The sequence below is a fragment of the Pseudomonas sp. Arb-4-2C genome (genome assembly GCF_055755015.1).
In genome coordinates, this window is the sequence record NZ_CM146899.1 from 3,903,683 (window position 1) to 3,929,733 (window position 26,051).

A 26,051-nucleotide genomic window follows, 5' to 3' on the forward strand; every position below is an offset into this window, starting at 1 on the left:
ATCTGACGTAATGGCGGCGGGTGGCGGCTGTCTGTCAGTCCTTTCGGTTTTGCTCGTGGGGAATGACCTGCCCGCCATGGATTCCGCTGTAGGACACAGTTTGAAATAGTCACTCGGTTGAATCACCCGGTGCCGCACCTTATATACCCCGCAGTACGCTACATCTTTAGCTTGAGGAGATTTCTACAACCATGATGCGCATCCTGCTGTTTTTGGCCACTAACCTGGCGGTCGTGCTGATAGCCAGCATCACCCTGAGCCTGTTCGGCTTCAACGGGTTCATGGCGGCCAACGGGGTTGATCTCAACCTCAGTCAGCTGCTGGTTTTCTGTGCGGTCTTTGGTTTCGCCGGTTCGCTGTTCTCGCTGTTCATCTCCAAGTGGATGGCGAAGATGAGCACCAGCACCCAGATCATCAGCCAGCCACGTACCCGGCATGAGCAATGGCTGCTGCAAACCGTCGAGCAACTGTCCCGCGAAGCCGGGATCAAGATGCCCGAAGTCGGTATTTTCCCGGCCTACGAAGCAAACGCCTTCGCCACCGGCTGGAACAAGAACGACGCGCTGGTCGCGGTCAGCCAGGGCCTGCTCGAGCGCTTTTCGCCGGACGAAGTGAAAGCCGTGCTGGCCCACGAAATCGGCCACGTCGCCAACGGTGACATGGTCACCCTGGCGTTGATCCAGGGCGTGGTGAACACCTTCGTGATGTTCTTTGCGCGGATCATCGGCAACTTCGTCGACAAGGTGATCTTCAAGAACGAGGAAGGCCAGGGTATCGCCTACTACGTGGCGACCATCTTCGCCGAATTGATACTGGGCATTCTCGCCAGCGCCATCGTCATGTGGTTCTCGCGCAAACGCGAATTCCGTGCCGACGAGGCCGGTGCACGGCTGGCCGGCACCAACGCAATGATCGGCGCCCTGCAACGCCTGCGCGCCGAACAGGGCCTGCCGGTACACATGCCCGACACCCTGAATGCCTTCGGCATCAACGGTGGCATCAAGCAGGGCTTCGCCCGCATGTTCATGAGCCACCCGCCGCTGGAAGAGCGTATCGACGCCCTGCGTCGTCGCGGTTGATCGGTTTGGCGCAGTAAAGAAAAGGCCCGCAGCGATGCGGGCCTTTTTTATGCTCTGGATTATGCGGCGCCTGTTCTGGCCTCTTCGGGAGCAAGCCCCCTCCCACAATGTTTTTTGTATATTCAAGATGCCGAGAACACCCGCGATCCCCTGTGGGAGCGGGCTTGCTCGCGAAGAAGCCATTAATGCCGACAAAAAACTACCGGCCAGTGATGCGGTAAACAGCCGCCTCACTCCCACCTGCTCTTCAAGCATCTGCACCTGCCAGACACCCGTTCTGGCCCCTTCGGGAGCAAGCCCCCTCCCACAATGTTTTTTGTGTATTCAAGATGCCGAGAACACCCGCGATCCCCTGTGGGAGCGGGCTTGCTCGCGAAGAGGCCATTAATGCCGACAAAAAACTACCGGCCAGTGATGCGGTAAACAGCCGCCTCACTCCCACCTGCTCTTCAAGCATCTGCACCTGCCAGACACCCGTTCTGGCCCCTTCGGGAGCAAGCCCCCTCCCACAATGTTTTTTGTGTATTCAAGATGCCGAGAACACCCGCGATCCCCCTGTGGGAGCGGGCTTGCTCGCGAAGAGGCCATTAATGCCGACAAAAAACTACCGGCCAGTGATGCGGTAAACAGCCGCCTCACTCCCACCTGCTCTTCAAGCATCTGCACCTGCCAGACACCCGTTCTGGCCCCTTCGGGAGCAAGCCCCCTCCCACAGTGATTTTTATGTACTGGAGATGCCGAGAACACCCGCCCCCCCTGTGGGAGCGGGCTTGCTCGCGAAGAGGCCGTTAATACCGACAAAAAACTACCGGCCAGTGATGCGGTAAACCCGCTCCTCCAGCCGCGTCACTCCCGCCTGCAGGAACTTCCAGCTCTCCCCCAGCACATCCTGCTCTTCAAGCATCTGCACCTGCCACGCATGTCCCAGCAAGCGCTGCACCTCATCATCACCCACCGCAAACGGCGGCCCGGGCATCTGCGCCTGATCGTAATCCAGCGTGATCAGCAACCCTTGCACCGCCTGCGGCAGGATCTGCTGCAGATGCGTCGCATAGCGCTCACGCATCGCCGGCGGCAAGGCAATCAGCGCGGCCCGGTCATAGAGCGCCGCGCAATCTGCCACGTCGCCTGCGGTCAATGCGAAGAAATCGCCACACCACAACTCAATACCGTCACCACGATAGACCTTGAACGCGCCCTTTTCGCTGATCTGCGGCGCTATCTGATGCTCACTGAAGAAGTCCTCAATAGCTCTTTCCGATAATTCGATCCCTAGCACCTGATGACCGCGCCCAGCCAGCCACGCCAGATCCAGACTTTTCCCGCACAACGGCACCAACACCCGCGCCTGTGCCTGGAGGGCCAGTTGCGGCCAGTGACGCTGCAAATACGGGTTTACCTCAGGCAAATGAAAGCCGATCTGATTGGACTCCCACTTCTTGTGCCAAAACTCAGGCTGCATGCATCCCTCCAATAAATTCGATCAAAAGGCGTTAAAACTTATATTAGATTTAGATCAATGATCTGACTGAAGATGAGGCCATCTTACCGCTCAGGAACCCATCATGTTTCCCAGCCTGTTTATTTCCCATGGCTCACCCATGCTTGCTCTGGAGCCAGGCGCCAGCGGCCCGGCCCTGAAGCGCCTGGCAGCCGAGCTGCCCCGACCGAAAGCCATCGTGATCGTCTCCGCACACTGGGAGAGCCACGAACTGCTGGTCAGCAGCCACGCGCAGCCGGAAACCTGGCATGACTTCGGTGGCTTCCCGCGCGCCCTGTTCGACGTGCAGTACCCGGCACCGGGCGACCCGCAACTGGCGACCGAGGTCGCCCAATTGCTGCAGGCCGCGCATCTGCCAGCACGTCTCGATCCGCAACGCCCGTTCGATCACGGTGTGTGGGTGCCACTGTCGCTGATGTATCCGCAAGCGGATATCCCGGTGGTGCAGGTTTCGCTGCCGAGTCGCGGCGGCCCGGCGCTGCAAACCCGCGTGGGGCAAGCGCTGGCGGGCCTGCGCGCTCAGGGCATTTTGCTGATTGGCTCTGGCAGCATCACACACAATCTGCGTGAACTGGACTGGCACGCCGGCCCGGACAGCGTCGAGCCGTGGGCCAGGGACTTTCGCGACTGGATCATCGACAAGCTTGCCGCTGACGATGAGACGGCACTGCACGACTACCGTCAGCAGGCGCCGAACGCGGTGCGCAGCCATCCGAGTGACGAGCATTTGTTGCCGTTGTATTTTGCCCGCGGTGCCGGGGGTGAGTTCAGCGTGGCGCACCAAGGGTTCACCATGGGGGCGCTGGGTATGGACATTTATCGCTTCGGCTGACGCCTTCGCGAGCAGGCTCGCTCCCACAGACTGGTGTGGCAATCCAAAAGGCAGGCAAAAAAAATCCCCGAACCAGTCGGGGATTTTTTATGTTCGATCAATCAGCCCAAGGGCGGATCAATCTTCGCGGTAGCGACGCAGTTTCAGCTGCTTGCCAGCGACACGGGTGTCCTTCAGCTTGGTCAGGAGTTTGTCCAGACCATCTTCCGGCAGCTCGACGAGGCTGAAGCTGTCACGCACCTGGATGCGACCGATCGCTTCGCGGGCCAGACCACCTTCATTGAGGATGGCGCCCAGCAGGTTCTTTGCGGCGATACCGTCACGCGCACCCAGCGCGGTACGGCAACGGGCACGACCTTCGCCCAAAGGCATTGGCGCACGACGCTCGCGGTCACCACGATCCGGACGATCGCCGGAACGCTCAGGACGGTCGCCACGCGGTGCGTTGTTCGGCACCAGTGGACGTTCCTTCTCGATCGCAGCCAGGTTCAACGCTTGACCGTTGGTAGCCTTGCGCAGCAGAGCAGCAGCCAGAGCACGCGGAGTGCAGCCGATGTCTGCAGTCAGACGATCGAGCAGCTCACCGTGAGTCGACTCGGCATCAGCGACCAGCGGCGACAGGCTGTTGGTCAGTTTCTTGATGCGTGCATCGAGAACAGCCTGAGCGTCCGGCAGACGCACTTCGGCAACCTTCTGACCGGTTACACGCTCGATCACTTGCAGCATGCGGCGCTCACGTGGCGTCACCAGCAGCAACGCACGACCTTCGCGACCGGCACGGCCGGTACGGCCGATACGGTGCACGTAGGACTCTGGGTCGTACGGCATGTCCACGTTGAACACGTGGGTGATGCGCGGAACGTCCAGACCACGGGCAGCCACGTCGGTCGCCACAACGATGTCCAGACGGCCATCTTTCAGCGAGTCGATGACGCGCTCACGCTGGTTCTGGGCGATGTCGCCGTTCAACGCTGCGGCTTTGTAGCCTTTGGCGTCGAGGGCGCTGGCCAGATCCAGGGTCGCTTGCTTGGTGCGCACGAACATGATCAGAGCGTCGAAATCTTCCACTTCCAGCAAGCTGAGAACGGCAGAGGTCTTCTGGTCAGCGTGAACCAACAGGTGAGCCTGTTCGATCGCGGTAACGGTCTGGGTCTTGCTCTGGATCTTCACGTGCTTTGGATCGCGCAGGTGACGCTCGGCGATGGCACGGATCGATTGCGGCAGGGTAGCCGAGAACAATACGGTCTGACGGGTTTCCGGCATGGCCTTGAAGATAACTTCCAGGTCGTCCATGAAGCCCAATTTGAGCATTTCGTCTGCTTCGTCCAGAACCAGGTGGTTCACGGTAGCGAGGACTTTTTCGTCGCGACGCAGGTGGTCGCACAGACGGCCCGGAGTGGCGACAACGATCTGTGCGCCATTACGGATTGCTTTCAATTGTGGGCCCATCGGCGCGCCGCCGTAGACAGCCACAACAGTTACGCCCGGCATTTGCTTGGCGTAGGTTTCGAAAGCGGTTGCAACTTGTAGCGCCAACTCACGAGTTGGGGCCAGGATCAGAGCTTGCGGCTCGCGCTTGGACGGATCAATGCGGTGCAGGATAGGCAGGGCAAAGGCAGCGGTTTTACCGGTACCGGTTTGCGCCTGACCAATCATATCGTGACCGGCGAGGATGATCGGGATCGACTGCTGCTGAATGGCCGAAGGCTCTTCATAGCCGGTAGCGACTACTGCAGCGACAATATTGGGATGAAGTTCAAGAGCGGCGAAGCCGCCGATTTCCTGGGTCATGGGTCTGCCTCTAAGTGCATCCGCAAAGACCCATGCTCCAAAGCTGCACATGCCGTGTTGAGACTCAAGAGTCGCCCTGGCAGCTTTGTCGGCGGGGATTTGCGAAAACGTATGAATGAAAAAGAATCGTCAAGGAAGAGCCCGCAGTGCGGACGTGCAGCCGAAGCTGACTTCGGGGAATTGCGCTACCTAAACGCGGCCCGGTTAAAGGCCGGCGCGCACTATACCGGAATTTGCCAAAAAAGGGAGCTTTTTTTATCGCCTGAATCCGTGTGTCACCGCTGTGTAATGGGGTTTTGCGGATAATCGTGCGAAGGTCTATTTTGCAAAGGCCCGGCCCTGCGGGTGATGACGCTTAAACGATTCATCGATGTGCGGCATACCGTCGCTGCACCCGCCCTTCCCGCCCGAGGATTTACCCATGAATCAGCCCTGCCCCGGCCGCGTCAGCCGTGAACGTCGTGGTCATGTCCACCTGATCGGCCTGGATCGAGCCGCCAAACGCAATGCGTTCGACCTCGACCTGCTCAATGCGCTGAGCCTGGCCTACGGTGAATTCGAGGCCGACAGCGAAGCGCGGGTGGCCGTGGTGTTCGGGCATGGCGAGCACTTTACCGCCGGTCTGGATTTGTTGAACGCGAGTGCTGCGCTCGCCGAAGGCTGGCAGGTTCCGACCGGCGGTTGCGATCCGTGGGGCGTTTTCGTTGGGCCACGGGTCAGCAAACCGGTGATTGTCGCCGCGCAGGGTTACTGCCTGACCATCGGAATCGAGTTGATGCTCGCGGCGGATATCAACCTGTGCGCAAGCAATACCCGCTTCGCGCAAATGGAAGTGCAGCGTGGGATTTTTCCTTTTGGTGGCGCGACCTTACGCTTTCATCAAGTGGCCGGCTGGGGCAATGCCATGCGCTGGCTGCTGACCGGTGATGAGTTCGATGCGCATGATGCGCTGCGCCTGGGACTGGTGCAGGAAGTGATGGCCAGTGAGGACCTGTTGCCCCGAGCGATCGAACTGGCCGAGCGCATTGCCCGACAGGCCCCGCTGGGCGTGCAGGCGACGCTGATGTCGGCGCGGCAGGCACGCTATGAAGGCGAGACGGCGGCGGCGCAAGGGTTGCCGGCGCTGGTGAAGAAGTTGCTCGGCAGTGAGGATGCCAAGGAGGGGGTGCGTTCGCTGGTTGAGCGGCGGCCGGGGATTTTCAAAGGGATCTGAAAATCATGGCGCCTGTCAGGGCGCCATCGCGAGCAGGCTCACTCCCACAGGGGGAATACATTCCAAAGTGGGAGCGAGCCTGCTTGCGAAAGGGCCATCACTGACGACTCAAGTCGCCGGGCGAATCGCCTTGATCAGCGACTGCAACGAATACCCCAACTGTGGCGCCAGCGCTTCAGCCCGGGCCGTCAGAGCTTGCATGTCCAGCGCCTGATCGAGGTCGGCCGGCACAATCAGAATCACATTGCCCTCCTTCACCGGCAGCTCCCAGTAGTGCCGGTGATAAAGACCGCGCAACAGCGCCGCACCCAGTGGTTTGCCGTCATCGGTGGCCCACTGGTTGATCACCAGCCAGCCGCCCGGATTCAGGCGCTTCTGACAGTCACCGAGGAAACTCCAGGCCAGATGCCCGACACCCGGGCCGACATCGGTATACAGGTCGACAAAGATCAGATCCGCTGGCTCGGCCGTCGGCAGCAGTTCCAGCGCATCGCCGACACGAATGTAGAGGCGCGGGTCATCATCCAGCCCGAGGTATTCGATGGCCAGGCGCGGTACATCCGGGCGCAGTTCGATGGCTTCGACGTCTTCCAGCGGCAGGAACTTGAGGCAGGCCTGAGTCAGCGTGCCGGCACCGAGGCCGAGAAACAGTGCGCTCTCCGGTTGTTCGTGGCACAACGCGCCAATCAGCATTGCCCGGGTGTAGTCGTACTCCAGCCAGCTCGGATCGGCGGTAAACACGCAGCTCTGCTCGATGGCATCGCCGAACTCCAGAAAGCGGTAATCGGCCACTTCCAGCACGCGAATCACGCCGAACTCATCCTGTACCTCGGCGAGCAACAGCTCGACGCGCTCCTCAGTCATTTCGTCTCCTGATGGTCACCGGGCGCGGTGACGCGATGGCACCGCTCAGGCGCCGTGGCAAAGCGGCGATTGTCGGTGATGGGGCGGGAGCAGGTCACGCACTAATTGCTGCTACCATGGGCTTCCCGTGCGTAGAACCAATTAGAGACCGTGATGAGCCAACCGTGGAGCCCTGACAGCTGGCGCGCCCTGCCGATCCAGCAACAACCCCAATACCCCGACGCGGCGCATCTGCGCCAGGTCGAGCAGACCCTCGCCAGCTACCCGCCACTGGTGTTTGCCGGCGAAGCGCGCGAGCTGCGCCGGCAGTTTGCCGAAGTGACCCAGGGCCGGGCGTTCCTGCTGCAGGGCGGCGATTGTGCGGAAAGCTTCGCCGAGTTCTCGGCAGCGAAGATTCGCGATACGTTCAAAGTGTTGTTGCAGATGGCGATCGTCATGACCTTTGCCGCCGGTTGCCCGGTGGTCAAGGTCGGGCGCATGGCCGGCCAATTCGCCAAGCCGCGCTCGGCCAACGATGAAACCATCGATGGCGTAACCCTGCCGGCCTACCGTGGCGACATCGTCAACGGCATCGGTTTCGACGAAAAAAGCCGCGTGCCGGATCCTGAGCGTCTGCTGCAGTCGTATCACCAGTCCACCGCCACCCTCAATCTGCTGCGCGCCTTCGCCCAGGGCGGTTTTGCCGACCTGCATCAGGTCCACAAGTGGAACCTCGATTTCATCGCCAACTCGGCACTGGCCGAGAAATACAGCCACCTCGCCGACCGCATCGATGAAACCCTGGCGTTCATGCGCGCCTGCGGCATGGACAGCTCGCCGCAACTGCGCGAAACCAGTTTCTTCACCGCCCACGAAGCGCTGCTGCTGAACTACGAAGAAGCCTTCGTGCGCCGCGACAGCCTGACCAACGATTACTACGACTGCTCGGCGCACATGCTGTGGATCGGTGACCGCACCCGTCAGCTCGACGGCGCCCACGTCGAATTCCTGCGCGGGGTGAACAACCCGATTGGCGTAAAAGTCGGCCCGAGCATGAACCCGGACGACCTGATCCGTCTGATCGACGTGCTCAATCCGGACAACGACCCCGGGCGCCTGAACCTGATCGCGCGGATGGGCGCGAACAAGGTCGGCGATCACCTGCCGGCACTCCTGCGCGCGGTGCAGCGTGAAGGCAAACAGGTGCTGTGGAGCTCGGACCCGATGCACGGCAACACCATCAAGGCCAGCAGCGGCTACAAGACCCGCGACTTCGCGCAGATCCTTGGCGAAGTGAAGCAGTTCTTCCAGGTGCACGAAGCCGAAGGCACTTATGCCGGCGGGATTCACATCGAGATGACCGGACAGAATGTCACCGAGTGCATCGGGGGGGCGCGACCGATTACTGAAGACGGGTTGTCGGACCGTTATCACACCCACTGCGATCCGCGGATGAATGCCGATCAGTCGCTGGAGCTGGCGTTTTTGATCGCGGAAACCCTGAAGCAGGTTCGGCGCTGAATCCGTCAGGTATCTAGCGTCTGACCGGCCGCCTTCGCGAGCAAGCCCGCTCCCACATTGGATCTGTGTCGTTCACAAGTCCCCTGCTCGCGAAGAGGCCAGCTCAAGCCCCAGCCAATCGGCCATCCGCCGCAAATTCAAGGCCAGCGCCAGCATCCCCTCATCTCCCAGTCCCGGCTCCTCCTCCCACATTGGATCTGTGTCGTTCACAAGTGCCCTGTGGGAGCGAGCCTGCTCGCGAAGAGGCCAGCTCAGTCACAGCCAATCTGCGCCAATGCCACCCGCAACCGCCCCGCACTCTCTCGCTGACAATTCAGTTGCACCCGCTCAAGCCCCAGCCAATCGGCCATCCGCCGCAAATTCAAGGCCAGCGCCAGCATCCCCTCATCTCCCAGCCCCGGTTCCTCCTCGTGCACCGCGTGCACCGCCAGGCGTCCCGACGCCCGTTCGGCGCGTAGATCGACCCGCGCGGCAATCCGCTCGTTGTGCAAGAACGGCAATACGTAATAGCCGTAGACCCGCTTGTCCTGCGGCATGTAGATCTCCAGTCGATAGCGGAAATCGAACAACCGCTCGGTGCGACTGCGCTCCCAGATCAACGAGTCGAACGGCGACAACAGCGCACTGGCGACAACTTTGCGCGGCACTTTCGGTTCCGGCAGGCAATAGGCGATCTGTCGCCAACCGGCAACTTCGCAGGTCTGCAATTGCCCGTCCTCGACCAGCTCCGCCAGTCGCGGTCGAGCATCTCCCGGATTCAGGCGAAAGTAATCGCGCAGGTCTTTTTCAGTGCCGACACCCAACGCCTGGGCCGCATGCAGCAGCAAACCGCGCTGGGCTTCGGCTTCATCCGGCAGCGGCTGCTGCAGAACCGGCGCCGGGATGACCCGCTCCGGCAAATCGTACAAACGCTCAAACCCCCGGCGGCCGGCCACAGTCACTTCACCGGCAGCAAACAACCATTCCAGTGCATGCTTCTCCGCGCTCCAGTCCCACCACGGCCCGGCCTTGTCTTCGCGGGTCGACAGACTGCCGGCGCCCAGTGCGCCTTGCTTTTCGACAGATGCCAGTACCCGGCGAATCGTCTCCTGCTGCTCACGCCCGAACCTGGCCAATTGTTGATAGATGTCTTCACCACGCCTGGCGCGCTGCATGCGCCAGCCGAGTAACGGATACATCGACAGCGGCAACAATGACGCTTCATGGCCCCAGTATTCGAACAACGTGCGACGTCGCCCCGAACTCCAGGCAGCCTGGTCGAGCAAATCAGAGGAATAGGCACCCAGACGGGAAAACAGCGGCAGGTAGTGCGAGCGCACCACGGCATTGACGGAGTCGATCTGCAGCAGGCCCAGCCGTTCGATCAACCGGTTGAGCTGCGGCGCCTTGACGGTCGGCGGCTGGCGCCCGTTGAACCCTTGGGCAGCCAGCGCCAGACGTCGCGCCTGTTTGAGGGAAAAGGCCAGAGTCGCGGGCATGTACATCTCCTTGTCTGCTCGCAACCTACCTCACTTGAAAGTGGTTTGTGTAGTAAGGCCCTGATCATTTATGCATCGGATCGTCCCAGAACGGCCGGATGGCCTCGTGCTCAACATCGGCACGGCTGACCCCTATGTCCTTCAGCGCTTCGTCGCTCAGACTGGCGAGCAACTCGCGTTCACGGTGCAGTTCATACCAGCGGCTAAACTTGTGCAGCAGGTCGGAAACGATATGGCCGTGGCCGGAAAATTTTGTTTCGTCTACATACTCTCTTTGACCTTTCATCGTGTTGCCCTCCTTGTGGATGGCTCAAGTCTCGCGCTGGCGCTAAGATCAATCCAACGAATGTTTCTGATGGCATTCATCACGGAGATTCATCAATTGTCGGCCTACCCCAGTATCGATACCGATGTCCTGCGCACCTTCGTCGCAATTGCTGACCAGGGCGGTTTTACCCGCGCCGGCGAAATGGTCAACCGCACGCAATCGGCAGTGAGCATGCAGATGAAGCGTCTGGAAGAAGACGTGCTGCAGCGCCAGTTGTTCGAGCGTGACGGCCGTCAGGTACGACTGACCGCTGAGGGCCAAGTGCTGCTCGGGTATGCGCGGCGCATCCTCAAGTTGCACAGCGAGGTGTTCAACACCCTGCGCGAACCGCACATGGTCGGCACCGTGCGCATCGGTACGCCGGACGATTACGTGATGCGATTTCTGCCGGGGATCCTGTCGCGGTTTGCCCAGTTCTATCCGCTGATCCAGATTGAAGTGCACTGCGAATCCAGCAAGCAGTTGTTGCAGCGCACTGACCTCGACTTGTCGATCGTCACGCGTGAGCCGGGCAACGAGATCGGTCAGTTGCTACGCAAGGAGCGTTTCGTCTGGGCCGAGGCGCAAAACTTCAGCGCTCACGAGCAGACGCCGCTACCGCTGGCGATGTTCAACAGTGATTGTTTTTGCCGCTTGTGGGCCTGCAATGCGCTGGACGCAATGGGCCGTGATTACCGCATCGCCTATAACAGCACCAGCCTGTCGGCGCTGATGGCGGTGGTGAGCGCGGGTCTGGCGATCACTGCGCAACTGGAAAGCCTGATCACCCCGGACATGCGCATTCTCGGCGCTGCCGAAGATCTGCCGCTGCTGCCCGAAGCCAGCATCATGCTGATCCGTAACCTGAACAATCCGTCACCGATCACCGAATGCCTGGCCGAGCACATCGTCGAAGGCTTCAAACTTTAAGGGCGAGCATTACCGCACACAGCACCAGAAAACCGCAGAACAGCCCGCGCAGCAGCCTTTCCGGCATGGCGTGGGCCACTTTCACGCCCCAACTGATGCTCGCCAGACCGCCGGCGGCCAGCGGCAGGCCGATCATCCAGTCCACCTCGTGATGCACCGCGTACGTCACCAGCGTCACGCCGGTGCTCGGCAACGCCAGAGCCAGCGACAGGCCCTGAGCGACCACTTGGGTGGTGCCGAACAGGCTGGTCAGCACTGGCGTCGCCACCACGGCCCCGCCGACACCAAACAGTCCGCCCATGGTTCCGGACACCGCGCCTAGCACGCCGAGCCACGGCCAGGAATAACGCATCCGGGAAGTGGCAGACGGTTGCTTGCCGAACATCTTCAGCAAGTTGTACGCCGAGAGCACCACGAGGAAAGCGACAAAGCCGATGCGCATGGTTTGTGCATCGATCCCCACCGCCCAGATCGAACCGATCCAGGCGAAGCAGAAGCCCATGATCGCCAACGGCAGTGCATGGCGCAGTTCGATGCGATTGCGCTGGTGATAGCGCCACAGCGCGAGCATCACGTTGGGCACGACCATCACCAGCGCCGTGCCTTGGGCGATCTGCTGATCGAGACCGAACCAGACACCCAGCAGCGGAATCGCGATCAGCCCACCGCCGATGCCGAATATGCCGCCCAATGTGCCAAGGGCGGCGCCAAACAGCAGGTACAACAAAAACTCGAGCACAGCGATTCCCTCATCCGTCAGGCGATTCATCCTACGCAGTCGAGGCTGGCGGGGAAACGCACAGCAACGCACAATGGCTATGCCAACTTTGCACAAGCACTGAACACTCATGAACCCCAATCAATTGACCGACCAGCTCGGGCTGTTTCTCGATGTGTTGGAAAGCGGCAGTTTTTCTGCGGCTTCCCGTCGTCATCCATTGACGCCTTCCGCCGTGGCGCGGCGCATCGACAGCCTGGAAAGTGCAGTCGGCAGCCAGTTGTTCATCCGCAGCACCCACGCCGTGCGGGCCACACCGGCCGGGCTGGCGTTTGCCGAACGGGCACGGCGCATCGTCAGCGAACTGCAACTGGCCCGGGCCGAAGCGGTGTCGTTGAGCAGTGCGCCGGAAGGCTTGATCCGCATCGATGCCCCAGCGGCGTTCGGTCGCCGCCATCTCGCGCCAGTGATTGCCGACTTTCTGGTGTTGTACCCGGGCCTCGACGTGCAATTACACCTGATCGACAGCTTCATCGACATGCACGGCTCGAACCTGGGCAAGGTCGACCTGGTCTTGCGTGCCGGGCAAATGGCCGATACGCGGCTGGTCGCTACCCCGCTGGCCAGCATGGTGCGCATTGCTTGCGCCAGCCCCGACTACCTCAAGCGGCGCGGTGCGCCGAGCCATCCCGGTCAGTTGAGTGAACATGACGGACTGGATTGGGAAGGCCTTGCCCCGCCCTTCGCCTGGCGCTTCGAACAGGACGGGCAGATGCAGTTGCATCGCCCCTCGCGTATCCGCATGAGCGCCAACAATGCCGAGGCGCTGGTGTGCGGTGCACTGGCCGGGCTGGGCATCGCGCATTTACCGACCTGGCTGGCCAGTGAGTACCTGCTGCGTGGCGAGCTATTGCCGCTGTTCTGCGAGAACGGTCTGCCACAACCGGAGACCACCGGCATTTATGCACTGCGCATGGAACAGCAGACCCACTCGCGCAGCCGCTTGCTCCTCGAATACCTGAAGACTCGCTTCAGCCCGGTACCACCGTGGGATCTGGCGCTGCAACGAGAACTGGGCCGGCACTAGATTCGGGATAATTATCTGGCGCCTTAAACATTCGCGCGCTAGATTCAAACCCTTCATCGAACAAGGCTTTGCCATGACCACCGAACGCGACATCACCGACAACTGCGATCAACTGCTGCTGGATAACCAGGCCTGCTTCGCCCTGCATTCCACTTCGCTGATGATGACCAAGGTCTACAAGCCGCTGCTGCAAGCGCTGGGCCTGACCTATCCGCAATATCTGGCGATGATGGTGCTGTGGGAAAAAGACGGTTTGACCGTGGGTGAAATCAGCGCGCGGTTGCTGACCGATCCGGGGTCATTGACGCCGTTGCTCAAGCGCCTGGAAGGCGAAGGCCTGCTCAGCCGTACGCGCAGTCGCGAGGATGAGCGAGTGGTGATCGTCGAATTGACCGCACAGGGCCGGGCCCTTCGTGACCAGGCCAAGCGCGTTCCGCAATGCATCCTGGGCGCCAGCGGCTTTACCGTCGAGCGCCTGCAACACCTGCAGTCGGAGCTGCAAGCCCTGCGCAGCCACCTGCAAGACAGCCTGACCGAGTCCACCTGATTTCCCCTTGTGGGAGCGAGCCTGCTCGCGAAGGCGTTCTTCCAGCCCACACCTTCGCTGACTGACGCACCGCTTTCGCGAGCAGGCTCGCTCCCACAGGAACCTCCTGCTGATCTGAAAATATTGACGCTGCGAAAATTATTTTGCTGGCTTTGATTCGCCTTAAGCCGCTCTAGAACAAACCTTCCAGCCGGCCGCACCACCGCGCTTGGTGGCATATCCCGATTTTCCTCAAAAAATTATCTTGCGCACTAAACATTAGCGAGCTACATTCATCTCGCACTTACTTAGCGCGCAAATAATTAGCGAAACAAAAGACACCCAACGAGGCCCACACCATGCAAACTCTCTACACTGCAATCGCAACCTCCACTGGCGGCCGTGACGGTCGTGCGATCTCCAGCGACAACATCCTCGATGTCAAACTCGCCACTCCGAAAGAACTCGGCGGTGCCGGCGGCGCAGCGACCAACCCGGAGCAACTGTTCGCGGCTGGCTACTCGGCCTGCTTCATCGGTGCACTGAAATTCGTGGCCAGCCAGACCAAACGTAAAATTCCCGACGACGCCTCGATCACCGCCCATGTCGGCATTGGTCAGATCCCTGGCGGTTTCGGTCTGGACATCGACCTGCACATCAGCCTGCCGGGTCTGGAACAAGCGGATGCACAGAGCCTGGTCGAGGCGGCGCATCAGGTCTGCCCGTACTCCAATGCGACCCGCGGCAACGTCGATGTGCGCCTGCACACCACCGTTTAAAGATCGAGCCCCCCCTGTGGGAGCGGGCTTGCTCGCGAATGCGGTGTGTCATCCAGCGAAGTGTTAACTGCCAGGACGCCTTCGCGAGCCGGCTCGCTCCCACGGGGCCGGTGTTGAAGGTGAAATCGCAGGCACAAAAAAGCCCGGCTCAATGGCCGGGCTTTTTCTTTCCGCGAAAAGCCGTGCTTATTTGGCACGGCCTTTGTAGGAACCGCCTTCGCGGGTGTCGATCTCGATCTTGTCACCGATTTCGATGAAATCAGCAACCTGCAGCTCAGTACCGTTGCTCAGCTTGGCTGGCTTCATGACTTTGCCGGAAGTGTCGCCGCGAGCCGAACCTTCGGTGTAGTCAACTACGCGCACGATGGTGGTCGGCAGCTCTACGGAAACCAGACGCTCTTCGAAGAACACGGCTTCGCAAACGTCGGTCATGCCTTCTTCAACGAAAGGCAGAACGCTTTCGATGTCTTCGGCGTTCAGCTCGTACATGGTGTAGTCAGTGGTGTCCATGAACGTGTAGGTGTCACCGCTGATGAAAGACAGGGTGGCTTCTTTACGATCCAGGATCACGTCGTCCAGCTTGTCGTCCGCACCGTAAACGGTTTCGGTCTTGTAACCGGTCAGCAGGTTCTTCAGCTTGGTCTTCATGATCGCGCTGTTACGGCCCGATTTGGTGAATTCAGCTTTCTGAACCAGCCAAGGATCGTTGTCGATACGGATCACGGTACCGGGTTTGAGTTCTTTACCAGTTTTCATTGCGAATATCCGAATTTGGATGGGATTTACAAAAATCTAGGCCGCGTATCATATCCAATTTAGGTAAAACTGTACCAGCGCCGTGGCAAGATCCGCCTGCAAGCCTTGTTCCAGACACCATTGCTCGGCGTTTTCCTGCAGCTGCGGCCAATGTTTACGGGCCTCTAGCCAGTGCTCGCCGATCGGTTGCCCGGCACTCCAGGCTCGCCACAGACCGTTCATCGCCTCGGCCGCCGCCGGCGAAAGACCTTTCGTGTACAGCGCAAGGAAGGCGTCGAGCTTGTCCAGATGGATGTCTTCGTCCTGCTGGTAGATGTGCCAGAGCATCGGGCGCCCGGCCCACTGTGCCCGGACAAATGAATCTTCCCCGCGCACCGCATTGAAGTCGCAGCACCACAGCAACTGATCGTATTGATCCTGGCGGACGAACGGCAACACTTGCACCGTCAGCGCCTGCCGTACGTTGAAGTCGCCGGCGGCCAGCGAATCGACTCCGAGCCAGCGCGCGACGTCGCCGAGAATCCGCCCTTCCGGCACCAGCAGGTGGGTTGGCACAGCGTCGGCAGCCAGCACGTCCAGCCAACTGGCAAGCCCGGCATTTTCGTAGGCAAACAAGGAGATCAATTGTGCATCCGGTGCACGATCAACCCCCAGCCCCAGCAGGAATTGTCGCTGCGCCCCGTCGTCAGCCTGAAACGCACGACGCCGCTCTAGCAAGCCCCGTTCGCGTATCAATCCGCCAGTGCCTGGCTGAAACCCCGGAAAGAAGAAAAACTTCTGCACCGATTTGTACTTCACCGAGGGCAAGCCGTGACAACCGCTTACCCAGTCTTCGGCGCTGAGGTAATCGAGGTTCATCCACAACGGCGGTTGTTGCCGCTCGGCCATGGCGTCCATATAAGCGGGTGGTAACTGGCAAGCGAAAGCGGCGATCACCACGTCCGCCGAGGCCGTCTGCGGCCAGTCACTCGGCCAGTGCCGCACCTCGACCCCCTGCTGCGATTGCTGCGCAACGTGGATATCGATCTCGGGGCAGATACGCTCGAAGGCGCGCAAGTCATCGACCCACAGGCGCACAGTCATGCCATGCTCGGCCACCAGTTGCCGGGCCAGACGCCAGGTCACGCCGATGTCGCCATAGTTGTCGACCACGGTACAAAAAATATCCCAGCGGGTTTCCGATACCGACATGCAAGACTCCCGTTGGCAAAAGCGCTGATTGTCCGCATAAATGACGTCGCGCAGAAGAGCCGACGGCGATTAATCTTCGTGCGACAATCGCCACTTGCCCGCAATCATCCGCCAGGAGGCAGCCATGCCCTATCGTCCCAACCCACGTCGTCCGTTGCCTGTTCAGCTTAGCGCGCTGCAACTGACCGGCAGTATTGCCCTGGGCATGTGGCTGGGCTTTCTGGCCATCGCCCTGACCTGCTGGCTGCTCTTGCGATTCATGTTCACCGAACAACTGGCGCCTGTCGCTCAGGCGGTGCAGCAGCTGGCCAAGCCGCCAGCGGCCGTCCAGGTACAACCGGACATTCCGCCACAGAGCCCGCTGTTCGAGCAGTACGAAGAGAACCTGCGCAAGAACGAACAGCAGGCACGTCTGGATCAGGCTCGCGGTAGCAGTCGCAACCAGTCGAATGCGAAATGCCAGTTCTGGCTGCAACAGGACCAGACCGCGCCGAGCGAAAAGAGCCGCGCCAACGTTTTGCAATTCTGCGATTGATCATGAACAAGCACACCGTCCACCAACTGATCCTCGACAAACTGCGCGTCGACCTCGACATCGCCGAGCGTGCCGCGCAGACCGCTTACGAAACCGCGACCCACGAAGAGAACATCGCCGAGAACAAATACGACACGCTCGGGCTTGAGGCGTCTTATCTGGCGGCGGGTCAGGCGAAACGGGTCGAGGAAATCCGCCAGTCGCTGGCGCTGTGCCAGAACCTGGCGCTGCGCGCCTACGATGAAAATCGCGGCATCGAGATCGGCGCCCTGCTCGGTCTGGAAGACGAAAAGGGTCGCGAGCAATGGCTGTTTCTGGCGCCGGATGCGGCAGGCCTGAAAGTCGATGTGGTGGGTCAGCCGATTACCGTCATCACCCCGCGCTCACCGCTGGGTAAAAGCCTGCTGGGCAAGTTCGAGGGTGACGAGGTGGAGATTCTGGTGGCGGGCACCCGGCAACAGTTCGCTGTCACCGAGGTGCTCTGAGGCAGGTTCTTAGTGGACCGGCAGTTCGACGCCGTCGAACAGCTCTTCCAGCTCCTGCTTGTTGTGGCACTGAATGGCTTTGGCCATCACTTCACGGGTCAGGTGCGGAGCGAACTTCTCGATGAAGTCGCACATGAAACCACGCAGGAACGTGCCGCGACGGAAACCGATCTTGGTGATACTCGACTCGAACAGCTCGCTGGCATCCAACACCACCAGGTCGTTGTCCAGTTTGGTGTCGACAGCCATCTTGGCCACGATGCCCACACCCAGGCCCAGGCGCACGTAGGTTTTGATCACGTCGGCGTCGGCAGCGGTGAACACCACTTTCGGCGTCAGGCCACGATGGCTGAAGGCCTCGTCAAGTTTCGAACGGCCGGTGAAACCGAACACGTACGTCACGATCGGGTATTCGGCCAGCGCTTCAAGGGTCAGCTTCGGCAGCTTGGTCAGCGGGTGCCCCTGCGGCACCACCACGCAGCGGTTCCAGCGGTAGCACGGCATCATCACCAGGTCACCGAACAGCTCGAGCGCTTCGGTGGCAATGGCGAAATCAACGGTGCCGTCAGCGGCCATTTCGGCGATCTGCATCGGCGACCCCTGGTGCATGTGCAGCGCCACGTCCGGGTATTGCTTGATGAAATTGCTGATCACCGGCGGCAGTGCATAACGCGCCTGGGTGTGGGTGGTGGCGATCGACAGGGTACCTTTCTTCTCGTTGGAGAATTCCTGGGCAATCTGTTTGATGCTTTCAACTTTGCGCAGAATCTCGCCAGCGGTGGTGATGATACGCTCGCCGGCCGGCGTGACGCGGGTCAGGTGCTTGCCGCTGCGGGCGAACACTTCAACGCCAAGTTCGTCTTCCAGCAGGCGGATCTGTTTACTGATACCCGGTTGCGAGGTGTAAAGGCTTTGGGCTGTAGCGGAAACGTTGAGGTCGTGGTGCGCCACTTCCCAGATGTAGCGCAATTGTTGAAGCTTCATATGTATCCCTCAAAGCAGGTAGACGCCACGGGCATCAGCGACGGTATATAACTATATTAATGGTTTGATGAATAAATCTAGAACTTTTTTATCAAAACGCCATTATTACCGCTTCAGCGATCCCCCCGACGCCGACGCTCCACCAACGGCACCAGATAAACCGGCACCTTGGCCAATTGCAGGACTCGCGTGGCCGTGCGCCCCAACGGCGTTTCCACCCCCACTCCGTGGCTATGCGTGCCGACGATCAGCAAATCCACCGAGAGCTTTTGCACCTGGTCGAGAATCACCTGCGCCGGATCGCCCTGCAGCACCCGAACCGCGCGAATCCGCTGCAGATCCTGCTCGCCCTCGTCCCCCAGCTCTTCGCGAAAACTGTCGAGCACCCGCTGTTCGATATTGGCGATGACAGTTTTCAGACCCTGACTGTGGAATTCGTTCAATGCCTGCTCGTCGAGATAGCTTTGCAACACCGACTCGGCAAACAACCCCATAGGCTCCACCGCATGCACCACATACAAGTCGGCATTGAATGTTCGCGCCAACGCCAGGGCATGCTGCATCACTAACGGTGCGTACAGACCGAGGTCAGTGGCATACAGCATCGAACGAATCATATGACCTCCTCGCGTGCCAACATGGCGGAGATTTGATTCAGCTTAGCAGTGCCCAGGCGAGTACGACGTGCGACGCAACGTCTTGAAGCACAGGGGCTTTAGATCGACGGTTCGTTGCTGATGCCGTGCGGCACGTGGCCGGTGGCGACCACTTCGCGGGCGAGCTCGCAGTGGCCGGCCTGATCGTCGAAAAACACATCGGCAGCAAAGGCTTCGAGAAACGCCGATTTGGTCAGCCCGCCGAGGAACAACGACTCGTCGAGACGGATGTCCCACTCGCGCAAGGTGCGGATCACCCGCTCGTGGGCCGGCGCCGAACGTGCGGTCACCAGCGCCGTGCGAATCGGGCAATCGTCCTCGGGGAACTCGCGCTGCAGCGCATTGAGCGCCGCCAGGAAGCCTTTGAACGGCCCGCCGCGCAATGGCTCGCGCGCCGCCTCACGCTCCTTGGCCTGAAACGCCTCCAGCCCGCCGGACTGATAAATGCGCTCGGATTCATCGGAGAACAGCACCGCGTCGCCATCGAAGGCAATGCGCAACTCGTCACTGGCAGCACGACTGGCGCCACCGGACAGAATTGTCGCGGCAGCAAATCCGGCGTCCAGCGCGGCGCGTACATCTTCGGCGTGCGTGGACAGAAACAGATCACAGCCAAAGGCTTTGAGGTACGGATAGGGACTGCGCCCGCCGACGAATGCCGCCCGAGAGATGTCCAGCCCATAGTGATGGATCGAATTGAACGCGCGCAGACCGGTGTCGGCACTGTTACGCGAGACCAGAATCACCTCGACCCGGGCGCGGTCGAGGCGACTGTTGAGGCTGAGAAGTTTTTCCACCAGGGGAAAGGCATCGCCGGGGGCGAGAATCTCGTCTTCGTGCTCGATCTGATATTGCCGGTAGGCTTCGACGCCGCTCGACAGGTAGACCTTGTGACTCTCGCTCAGGTCGAACAAGGCGCGAGACGAAATCGCCAGCACCAGCTTGTCATCGATGTTCTTGGCCATGCCTTCCCCCACTTCCCGAAAAACCGACTCAGGTGTTGCGTCGGTCGATGAAACTCAACGTGCGATACAGCGCTTCAATACGCGGCAGTTCACACCCTGCCGCCTTGGCTGCCGCCAATGGCCGGGCATAAATCGCTTCCAGCTCCAGCGGCCGCTTGTGCAGAAAATCGTGGTACATGCTCGGCCAATAGTCGGGCATTTTCTCGGTCATCATGAACAGGTACTCGGCGTAACCGGGCGGCATGTCGTGACCACAGGCCCTGGCGCCCTGCACCACTTCGGCCATCAAGGCCTGGATCAGCGCGCGACTGTCGGCATCAGCCATCAGCGGCGAGGTACTGGCACCGAGCAACACCGAGAGGCCGTTGTAGGGAATATTCCAGACCAGTTTCTGCCAGCGCGCCTGATGCAGATTGGGCATCGCCTGTGAATCGATGCCGGCAGCACGGAACAGCCCGGAGCCCTCCTCGACGATCGCCATGCGCCCTGCGTCGTCCGCCGCCGGGCCGCTGTGGTAACCGACGTTCACCGCCCCCAGAGCCTGATGAGTAATGTGCCCGGGGCCTTCGCGATGCACGCAGATCAGGCACAGACCGCCGAGCAGATGCAGGGAATCTGGCAGCAACTCGCGCAAGCTGTCTTCGACATCGAGGCCGTTTTGCAGCACCAGCACTTTCGCACCGGGTTTGGCCGCAGCGATGATCGCCGGGGCCAGCCCGGCGCTGCTGGTGGTCTTGGCGCCCACCAGCAGCCAGTCGCAGGCCGGCATGTCCTCGGCCTTCGCATAGGCCTGCACCGGGTTCAGCGTCAGCGTGCCATGAACGGCACTGTCCACCTGCAAACCACGTTCGGCCACTGCGGCGAATTCACTGCGCAGTAAGAAGTGCACATCGCAACCGGCTCGCGCCAGCATCAAACCGTAGAATCCCCCAATCGCGCCGGTGCCGATAATCCCCACCACCGGTTTGCTGACCTCTCCCATCATGGCAACTCCTCTGCAATTCGACCCAGCGCCTGCGCCACTGCCGCGTTCAGCGCGTCGGCTGTCAGGCGCGTGTGCAATGCCCCAAAGAACTCACCGTCGCGCACTACAAACAGCGCCGGCAAATGAAAGACCTGATAGCGCTCCACCAACCCGCCATTGTCGCCGGCATCGATCCAGCACAGGCGATCGACCGCCAGCTCGAACCCGGGCAACACCTCCCTGGCAAAGCGGCAGCTGGAGCAGCCGACACTGGTGAAAATCACCAGTGAAACACCGCTCATCGCCAGCAGCCGCTGGTCGGCGTCAAAATCGGTCAGCTGCGATTCGACCACTATACTGGGTGAAACAATGTCAAATGGCCGACACAGGGAGTCTGTGCTCATGGGACGTTTCATTCCTCATCCGGACGAAGTGCCTGTCGAATTAACGCTACTCAAGCCCGAGTGCATTTCCAGGCAACAGTTGCACACTATCAGCCTCGGCGGGATCGCTTGCAATTATCACCGCGCCTGGCGCCACGGCACCGCACTGCAAGTACGCATGCCGACGCTCAACTCCGACATTTGTTACCCAGGCTATGTGGCGTGGTGCCTGCGGCGTAAAAAGGGCTATCTGGTGGGGATCGCGTTCACCGACGAGCAGACGCTGTTCAGCGCCCGGATGGGCGAACAGGTGTGCCAGATCGAACGCTATTGCCGCATGAACGAGGCCCACGACGACCTGCAGGATATTCAGGCGCTGGCGCTGCAATGGGTCGAACAACACGCCGACGAGTTCTCTCACGACAGCGTTCGCAAGGCTTTTGCCCAGCCAGTGCTGGATTAAAGCGGCGTTTGCCCATTGTCGAGCCGCGTCTGACGCGCTAAGGTTCGGCTCCCCGACGCGCTTAAATCTGCTGTGCTCCGCCGCGCGGGGATCGCTGGCGGCCGGCACCCGTGACCTGACGAGTAAACGATGGCTGATTTACCGATCAACGACCTAAACGTCGCCTCTAACGAGACCCTGATCACTCCCGATCAGCTCAAGCGTGATATCCCTCTGAGCGACGCTGCCCTGCGCACCGTCACCAAGGGCCGCGAAGTCATTCGCAACATTCTTGATGGCACCGACCACCGTCTGTTCGTAGTGATCGGCCCGTGCTCGATCCACGACATCAAGGCTGCCCACGAATACGCTGACCGCCTCAAGGAACTGGCGGCGGAAGTCTCCGATACCCTGTATCTGGTCATGCGCGTGTATTTCGAGAAGCCACGGACCACCGTCGGCTGGAAAGGTCTGATCAACGATCCGTACCTCGACGACTCGTTCAAGATTCAGGACGGCCTGCACATCGGTCGCCAGTTGCTGCTGGACCTGGCCGAAAAAGGCCTGCCGACCGCCACCGAAGCCCTCGACCCGATCTCCCCGCAGTATCTGCAGGACCTGATCAGCTGGTCGGCGATCGGCGCGCGCACCACCGAATCGCAGACTCACCGTGAAATGGCTTCCGGCCTGTCCTCGGCCGTCGGCTTCAAGAACGGCACCGATGGCGGCCTGACCGTGGCGATCAATGCCTTGCAGTCGGTCTCCAGCCCGCACCGCTTCCTGGGGATCAACCAGGAAGGTGGCGTGTCGATCGTCACCACCAAGGGCAACGCCTACGGTCACGTGGTGCTGCGTGGCGGCAACGGCAAGCCGAACTACGATTCGGTCAGCGTCGCCCTCTGCGAGCAGGCGCTGAACAAGGCGAAGATCAAGCCGAACATCATGGTCGATTGCAGTCACGCCAACTCCAACAAGGATCCGGCCCTGCAACCGCTGGTGATGGAGAACGTCGCCAACCAGATCCTCGAAGGCAACCAGTCGATCATCGGTCTGATGGTCGAGAGTCACCTGAACTGGGGCTGCCAGGCGATCCCGAAAGACCTCGCCGACCTGCAATACGGCGTGTCGATCACCGACGCCTGCATCGATTGGGCTGCCACCGAGAACACCCTGCGCAGCATGCACGCCAAACTCAAGGATGTTCTGCCGAAACGTCAGCGCAGCTGATCAGCGTTTCGCAGGCATAAAAAACGCCGGGCTCAGCCCGGCGTTTTTGTGTGTAGGGTTTGTCAGATTTTCGCGGCGCGCTTCTGATGGCGCTCCATGTAGCGCTCGACGTAGGAGCACGACGGTATCACCGTGTAGCCCATTTCCTCGGCGTATTGCAGCGCGCTTTCAGTCAGCGCAGCCGCAATGCCCCGGCCACGCAGCGCGTTGGGCACGAAAGTGCGATAGATATCCAAGGTCTGTTTCCCCAGATCCATATAGGTCAGGTAGGCACGATGACCGTCCACATTGGTCTCGAACTGATGACCAGCCTGGTCATGGTGGATGGACAACGCCTCGCTCATCACTACTCCTCGCGGGTCTTGAATTCTGACCCCTACCTTACCGATGTTTTTCCGGCGAAGGAACATCTACGCCACCCCGTGCCTGATGAACACCGAGAAGAGCCACACCGATCTCGCACAACCGAGCACGTGATAAATAGTAGGCACCATTGGCGAAAATGCTCAAGGTGCGCTCGTCATCATGCTCATTGACCGGGTGACATCGATGGGCGTAGTGGCAGGCGTGGGGAAGATCTTCCCGAAGCGCTCACCTGAACATTGCCGAATGTCGAGACTTAAGACGTAGCGTCTTGTTTAAAGTCACCTCAAGAGAGACAAAGATAGGTGAGGCATCATGCAAAATCGGAACAAAAGTGTAGACGAATTCATCTAGACAGACTTGGTGCAAGACGGCAAAAACTGCACCGGGCAACGGGAACTTTTTCTCAATAACTCGCTCAAGCCGGGGCTTGTAGCTGGATATTTTTTAAACAGTCCAGTTAAAAGTTGCTCGAAAAAGAATCAACGCCTACAATTTTTTTTGCTTCTTGCGCTACGTCAGTTTACTTACTACAAGTAATGGGTAGTATGTACGCCGGCTATTTCCTCAATCGGAGGAGAAAGCCACTTAATTGAAAGTCCTTGAAGGGGAACACGATGAACAACGTTCTGAAATTCTCTGCTCTGGCTCTGGCCGCAGTTCTGGCTACCGGTTGCAGCAGCGCATCGAAAGAAACCGAAGCACGTCTGACCGCTACTGAAGACGCAGCTGCTCGCGCTCAAGCTCGTGCAGACGAAGCATACCGTAAAGCTGATGAAGCTCTGGCTGCTGCTCAAAAAGCACAACAGACTGCTGACGAAGCTAACGAGCGTGCTCTGCGTATGCTGGACAAAGCTAGCCGCAAGTAATAATCCCTCGGGATTGTTATCAAGCCGACCCAGTTTCTGGGTCGGCTTTTTTGTGCCTGATGCTTTTGTCCGGGCAATAAAAAACCCGCCGACGCTGCACGCGCCGGCGGGTCCGGATCGACCTTACTGTTGCAGATCGATCGGCGAGTTCGAAACCATCGGCGCCGCCGCACCCGGCGTACCGATTTCGGTTGGCAGGCCGTCTTCAGCCGCCACTACATCGCGCACAACGTCCCAGTTTACCCGCACGTTGTTGGCGATATCTTCACGCTTGAGCATCGCGTTGATCACCGCAGTGTGCTTGTCGACCACCGACGGGTTGCCCTTGTCGTCGATCGGCGTGTGCGCTTCCAGGTAGACCTTGCCACCACTGCGACCGAACTTGTACGCGTCGTTGAGAATGCGCACCGAGGTACCGACCGGCACCATGCTGGCCATTTCCAGCACGTTGTTGTTGAACATGCGGAAGCAGCCGTGGCTGGTGCGCATGCCGATGCCGAACTTCTTGTTCGAACCGTGGATCAGGTAGCCGGGTGTGCCGAGGCTGAACTTGAACGGCCCCAGCGGGTTGTCAGGACCGGCCGGCACCACGTTCGGCAGCGGATCACCATCGGCGGCGTGCTCGGCCTTGATCGACGCTGGAGGGGTCCAGGTCGGGTTCGGCGTTTTCGCGGTGATAGTGGTGTGAGCGATCGGCGAACCCCAGCCTTCACGACCGATACCCAACGGGAAGGTGTACACCACGTTCCGGCCTTTCGGGTAGTAGTAGAGGCGGTATTCGGCGAGGTTGATCACGATGCCTTCGCGCGGACCCGGCGGCAGGATGAACCGCGTCGGCAGGACGATTTCCGTGCCGGCGCCCGGCAGCCAGGCATCGACGCCCGGGTTGGCCGCGACCATTTCCGAATAGCCCAGATCGTAGGTGGTGCCCAGGTCAGCGAAGGTATCTTCGTACTTGGCCTTGATCACCTGCACCTGGCCGATGATGTCCTCACCGGGTGGTGGCAGGGGAAACTCCAATGCAGCAACGGGACCGGCCACACACAGGGCGGCAAGTGACAGGCAGCGGGTGACGGCAGGAAAGCGCGGCAACATCCGGAAAATCCTTCGCATGATCAACAAGGGTATAAGAGCGCGATTGTACACCGCGCCTCGGGAATTCGGGGAGACCACCCTGCAGCAGGCGACAAGGTGCTTTGGGTGGGAGCGGGCTTGCTCGCAAATGCGGTGTGTCAGTCAAAGCATTCGTTGAATGAAACACCGCATTCGCGAGCAAGCCCGCTCCCACAAGGTCAGAGCTCGAAACGCAACTCAGGCCAGATCGGCGAGGTACCGCGCTTCTGCGACTCAAGGATCGCCCGGCACAACGAGCACAGGCGCTGATCCTGAAACACCCGGCGATCGACACTCGACCAGCGCGGCTGCGCCGGCAGCAAGCTGCCACACAACGTCCGGTCGGCCGAGCCACCGAGTTCGAGTTGACGGGTCACCAGATGCACCCGCACTTCCTGGCAGGCGAACAGATCCAGCTGTTCGTCAGGCTCGATCAGTTGGTAGGCAAACAGGGACCAGGCAGAACGCGACATCGGGGGCTCCAAATAAGGGGGCGCCACATTAGCCGAAAGC

At 60.3% G+C, this 26,051-nt stretch carries 29 protein-coding genes; 13 read left to right on the plus strand and 16 right to left on the minus strand.

Annotated features, from left to right (window positions below; all coding sequences use genetic code 11):
• Positions 1–191 precede the first annotated feature (191 nt).
• Positions 192–1,079, plus strand: a complete 888-nt coding sequence (gene htpX / locus AC0J41_RS17565) for a protease HtpX (RefSeq protein WP_473013175.1) — start codon at positions 192–194, stop codon at positions 1,077–1,079.
• An 805-nt stretch (positions 1,080–1,884) separates the two neighbouring features.
• On the opposite strand, the gene AC0J41_RS17570 is transcribed toward htpX, so the two are convergent.
• Positions 1,885–2,541, minus strand: a complete 657-nt coding sequence (locus AC0J41_RS17570) for a thiopurine S-methyltransferase (protein ID WP_473013176.1) — start codon at positions 2,539–2,541, stop codon at positions 1,885–1,887.
• A 103-nt stretch (positions 2,542–2,644) separates the two neighbouring features.
• On the opposite strand from AC0J41_RS17570, the gene AC0J41_RS17575 reads away from it, so the two are divergent.
• Positions 2,645–3,412, plus strand: a complete 768-nt coding sequence (locus AC0J41_RS17575) for a DODA-type extradiol aromatic ring-opening family dioxygenase (RefSeq protein ID WP_473013177.1) — start codon at positions 2,645–2,647, stop codon at positions 3,410–3,412.
• 117 nt (positions 3,413–3,529) lie between these two features.
• Here AC0J41_RS17575 and AC0J41_RS17580 read toward each other — a convergent pair whose 3' ends face one another.
• The gene (locus AC0J41_RS17580) at positions 3,530–5,203 is read right to left on the minus strand and encodes a DEAD/DEAH box helicase (protein ID WP_007964821.1); all 1,674 of its coding nucleotides are present in this window, start codon (positions 5,201–5,203) and stop codon (positions 3,530–3,532) included.
• Between the two features lie 421 nt (positions 5,204–5,624).
• Here AC0J41_RS17580 and AC0J41_RS17585 point away from each other — a divergent pair, with 421 nt between their 5' ends.
• The gene (locus AC0J41_RS17585; RefSeq protein ID WP_003226769.1) at positions 5,625–6,416 is read left to right on the plus strand and encodes a crotonase/enoyl-CoA hydratase family protein; all 792 of its coding nucleotides are present in this window, start codon (positions 5,625–5,627) and stop codon (positions 6,414–6,416) included.
• Between the two features lie 108 nt (positions 6,417–6,524).
• Here AC0J41_RS17585 and AC0J41_RS17590 read toward each other — a convergent pair whose 3' ends face one another.
• Positions 6,525–7,280 (minus strand): spermidine synthase, encoded by a 756-nt coding sequence (locus AC0J41_RS17590; RefSeq protein WP_025113149.1) that lies wholly within the window; start codon positions 7,278–7,280, stop codon positions 6,525–6,527.
• Positions 7,281–7,433: 153 nt separating this feature from the next.
• On the opposite strand from AC0J41_RS17590, the gene AC0J41_RS17595 reads away from it, so the two are divergent.
• The gene (locus AC0J41_RS17595) at positions 7,434–8,780 is read left to right on the plus strand and encodes a class II 3-deoxy-7-phosphoheptulonate synthase (protein ID WP_204895215.1); all 1,347 of its coding nucleotides are present in this window, start codon (positions 7,434–7,436) and stop codon (positions 8,778–8,780) included.
• A gap of 251 nt (positions 8,781–9,031) precedes the next feature.
• Here AC0J41_RS17595 and AC0J41_RS17600 read toward each other — a convergent pair whose 3' ends face one another.
• Together AC0J41_RS17600 and AC0J41_RS17605 are read right to left on the minus strand one after the other, a co-directional pair.
• Entirely contained in the window at positions 9,032–10,258 is a 1,227-nt protein-coding gene (locus AC0J41_RS17600) for a winged helix-turn-helix domain-containing protein (protein WP_473013178.1), read from the minus strand.
• A 64-nt stretch (positions 10,259–10,322) separates the two neighbouring features.
• Positions 10,323–10,544, minus strand: coding sequence for a DUF1127 domain-containing protein (locus AC0J41_RS17605; protein ID WP_025113146.1), 222 nt, complete (start codon positions 10,542–10,544; stop codon positions 10,323–10,325).
• Positions 10,545–10,640: 96 nt separating this feature from the next.
• On the opposite strand from AC0J41_RS17605, the gene AC0J41_RS17610 reads away from it, so the two are divergent.
• Positions 10,641–11,495 (plus strand): LysR substrate-binding domain-containing protein, encoded by an 855-nt coding sequence (locus AC0J41_RS17610; protein WP_025113145.1) that lies wholly within the window; start codon positions 10,641–10,643, stop codon positions 11,493–11,495.
• Here AC0J41_RS17610 and AC0J41_RS17615 read toward each other — a convergent pair.
• Positions 11,485–12,234 (minus strand): sulfite exporter TauE/SafE family protein, encoded by a 750-nt coding sequence (locus AC0J41_RS17615; protein ID WP_473013179.1) that lies wholly within the window; start codon positions 12,232–12,234, stop codon positions 11,485–11,487. The genes AC0J41_RS17610 and AC0J41_RS17615 overlap by 11 nt on opposite strands.
• A 109-nt stretch (positions 12,235–12,343) precedes the next feature.
• On the opposite strand from AC0J41_RS17615, the gene AC0J41_RS17620 reads away from it, so the two are divergent.
• The 3 genes from AC0J41_RS17620 to AC0J41_RS17630 all read left to right on the plus strand — a co-directional run bounded on the left by AC0J41_RS17620 (position 12,344) and on the right by AC0J41_RS17630 (position 14,605).
• The gene (locus AC0J41_RS17620; protein WP_025113143.1) at positions 12,344–13,300 is read left to right on the plus strand and encodes a LysR family transcriptional regulator; all 957 of its coding nucleotides are present in this window, start codon (positions 12,344–12,346) and stop codon (positions 13,298–13,300) included.
• A gap of 73 nt (positions 13,301–13,373) precedes the next feature.
• Positions 13,374–13,847, plus strand: a complete 474-nt coding sequence (locus AC0J41_RS17625) for a MarR family winged helix-turn-helix transcriptional regulator (RefSeq protein ID WP_473013180.1) — start codon at positions 13,374–13,376, stop codon at positions 13,845–13,847.
• Between the two features lie 338 nt (positions 13,848–14,185).
• The gene (locus tag AC0J41_RS17630) at positions 14,186–14,605 is read left to right on the plus strand and encodes an organic hydroperoxide resistance protein (RefSeq protein WP_007964807.1); all 420 of its coding nucleotides are present in this window, start codon (positions 14,186–14,188) and stop codon (positions 14,603–14,605) included.
• A 186-nt stretch (positions 14,606–14,791) separates the two neighbouring features.
• On the opposite strand, the gene AC0J41_RS17635 is transcribed toward AC0J41_RS17630, so the two are convergent.
• Both AC0J41_RS17635 and earP read right to left on the minus strand, forming a co-directional pair.
• Entirely contained in the window at positions 14,792–15,361 is a 570-nt protein-coding gene (locus AC0J41_RS17635; protein ID WP_025113141.1) for an elongation factor P, read from the minus strand.
• A gap of 48 nt (positions 15,362–15,409) precedes the next feature.
• A complete protein-coding gene (earP, locus tag AC0J41_RS17640) occupies positions 15,410–16,552 on the minus strand; it encodes an elongation factor P maturation arginine rhamnosyltransferase EarP (protein ID WP_473013181.1) in 1,143 nt (380 codons plus the stop codon).
• A 124-nt stretch (positions 16,553–16,676) separates the two neighbouring features.
• Here earP and AC0J41_RS17645 point away from each other — a divergent pair, with 124 nt between their 5' ends.
• Together AC0J41_RS17645 and AC0J41_RS17650 are read left to right on the plus strand one after the other, a co-directional pair.
• A complete protein-coding gene (locus tag AC0J41_RS17645) occupies positions 16,677–17,087 on the plus strand; it encodes a hypothetical protein (protein WP_473013182.1) in 411 nt (136 codons plus the stop codon).
• Between the two features lie 2 nt (positions 17,088–17,089).
• On the plus strand, positions 17,090–17,572 hold the full coding sequence (locus AC0J41_RS17650; protein WP_025113138.1) for a GreA/GreB family elongation factor: 483 nt from the start codon (positions 17,090–17,092) through the stop codon (positions 17,570–17,572).
• A gap of 9 nt (positions 17,573–17,581) precedes the next feature.
• Here AC0J41_RS17650 and cysB read toward each other — a convergent pair whose 3' ends face one another.
• The 5 genes from cysB to AC0J41_RS17675 form a co-directional block, all read right to left on the minus strand.
• The gene (cysB, locus tag AC0J41_RS17655) at positions 17,582–18,556 is read right to left on the minus strand and encodes an HTH-type transcriptional regulator CysB (RefSeq protein WP_007908591.1); all 975 of its coding nucleotides are present in this window, start codon (positions 18,554–18,556) and stop codon (positions 17,582–17,584) included.
• Between the two features lie 113 nt (positions 18,557–18,669).
• Positions 18,670–19,173, minus strand: a complete 504-nt coding sequence (locus AC0J41_RS17660; RefSeq protein ID WP_025113137.1) for a universal stress protein — start codon at positions 19,171–19,173, stop codon at positions 18,670–18,672.
• 98 nt (positions 19,174–19,271) lie between these two features.
• The gene (locus AC0J41_RS17665) at positions 19,272–20,177 is read right to left on the minus strand and encodes a 5'-nucleotidase (RefSeq protein WP_025113136.1); all 906 of its coding nucleotides are present in this window, start codon (positions 20,175–20,177) and stop codon (positions 19,272–19,274) included.
• A 28-nt stretch (positions 20,178–20,205) separates the two neighbouring features.
• On the minus strand, positions 20,206–21,162 hold the full coding sequence (locus AC0J41_RS17670; RefSeq protein WP_473013183.1) for a putative 2-dehydropantoate 2-reductase: 957 nt from the start codon (positions 21,160–21,162) through the stop codon (positions 20,206–20,208).
• Positions 21,159–21,545 carry a thioredoxin family protein gene (locus tag AC0J41_RS17675; RefSeq protein WP_473013184.1) on the minus strand — a complete coding sequence of 129 codons (387 nt, stop codon included), beginning with the start codon at positions 21,543–21,545 and terminating at the stop codon, positions 21,159–21,161. Before AC0J41_RS17675 ends, AC0J41_RS17670 begins: the two co-directional genes overlap by 4 nt.
• Between AC0J41_RS17675 and AC0J41_RS17680 the strand changes: the two genes are divergently transcribed.
• Positions 21,544–21,987: a PilZ domain-containing protein gene (locus tag AC0J41_RS17680; RefSeq protein ID WP_025113133.1), complete on the plus strand. Its 444-nt coding sequence runs from the start codon at positions 21,544–21,546 to the stop codon at positions 21,985–21,987. The genes AC0J41_RS17675 and AC0J41_RS17680 overlap by 2 nt on opposite strands.
• Before the next feature lie 129 nt (positions 21,988–22,116).
• Positions 22,117–23,193 carry a 3-deoxy-7-phosphoheptulonate synthase gene (locus AC0J41_RS17685; protein ID WP_025113132.1) on the plus strand — a complete coding sequence of 359 codons (1,077 nt, stop codon included), beginning with the start codon at positions 22,117–22,119 and terminating at the stop codon, positions 23,191–23,193.
• Between the two features lie 62 nt (positions 23,194–23,255).
• On the opposite strand, the gene AC0J41_RS17690 is transcribed toward AC0J41_RS17685, so the two are convergent.
• Positions 23,256–23,537, minus strand: a complete 282-nt coding sequence (locus tag AC0J41_RS17690; RefSeq protein WP_025113131.1) for a GNAT family N-acetyltransferase — start codon at positions 23,535–23,537, stop codon at positions 23,256–23,258.
• Positions 23,538–24,173: 636 nt separating this feature from the next.
• On the opposite strand from AC0J41_RS17690, the gene oprI reads away from it, so the two are divergent.
• A complete protein-coding gene (oprI, locus tag AC0J41_RS17695) occupies positions 24,174–24,425 on the plus strand; it encodes an outer membrane lipoprotei OprI (protein ID WP_025113130.1) in 252 nt (83 codons plus the stop codon).
• A 123-nt stretch (positions 24,426–24,548) separates the two neighbouring features.
• On the opposite strand, the gene AC0J41_RS17700 is transcribed toward oprI, so the two are convergent.
• Positions 24,549–25,520, minus strand: a complete 972-nt coding sequence (locus AC0J41_RS17700) for a L,D-transpeptidase family protein (protein ID WP_473013185.1) — start codon at positions 25,518–25,520, stop codon at positions 24,549–24,551.
• A gap of 197 nt (positions 25,521–25,717) precedes the next feature.
• Entirely contained in the window at positions 25,718–26,011 is a 294-nt protein-coding gene (locus AC0J41_RS17705; RefSeq protein WP_007908575.1) for a hypothetical protein, read from the minus strand.
• Positions 26,012–26,051 lie beyond the last annotated feature (40 nt).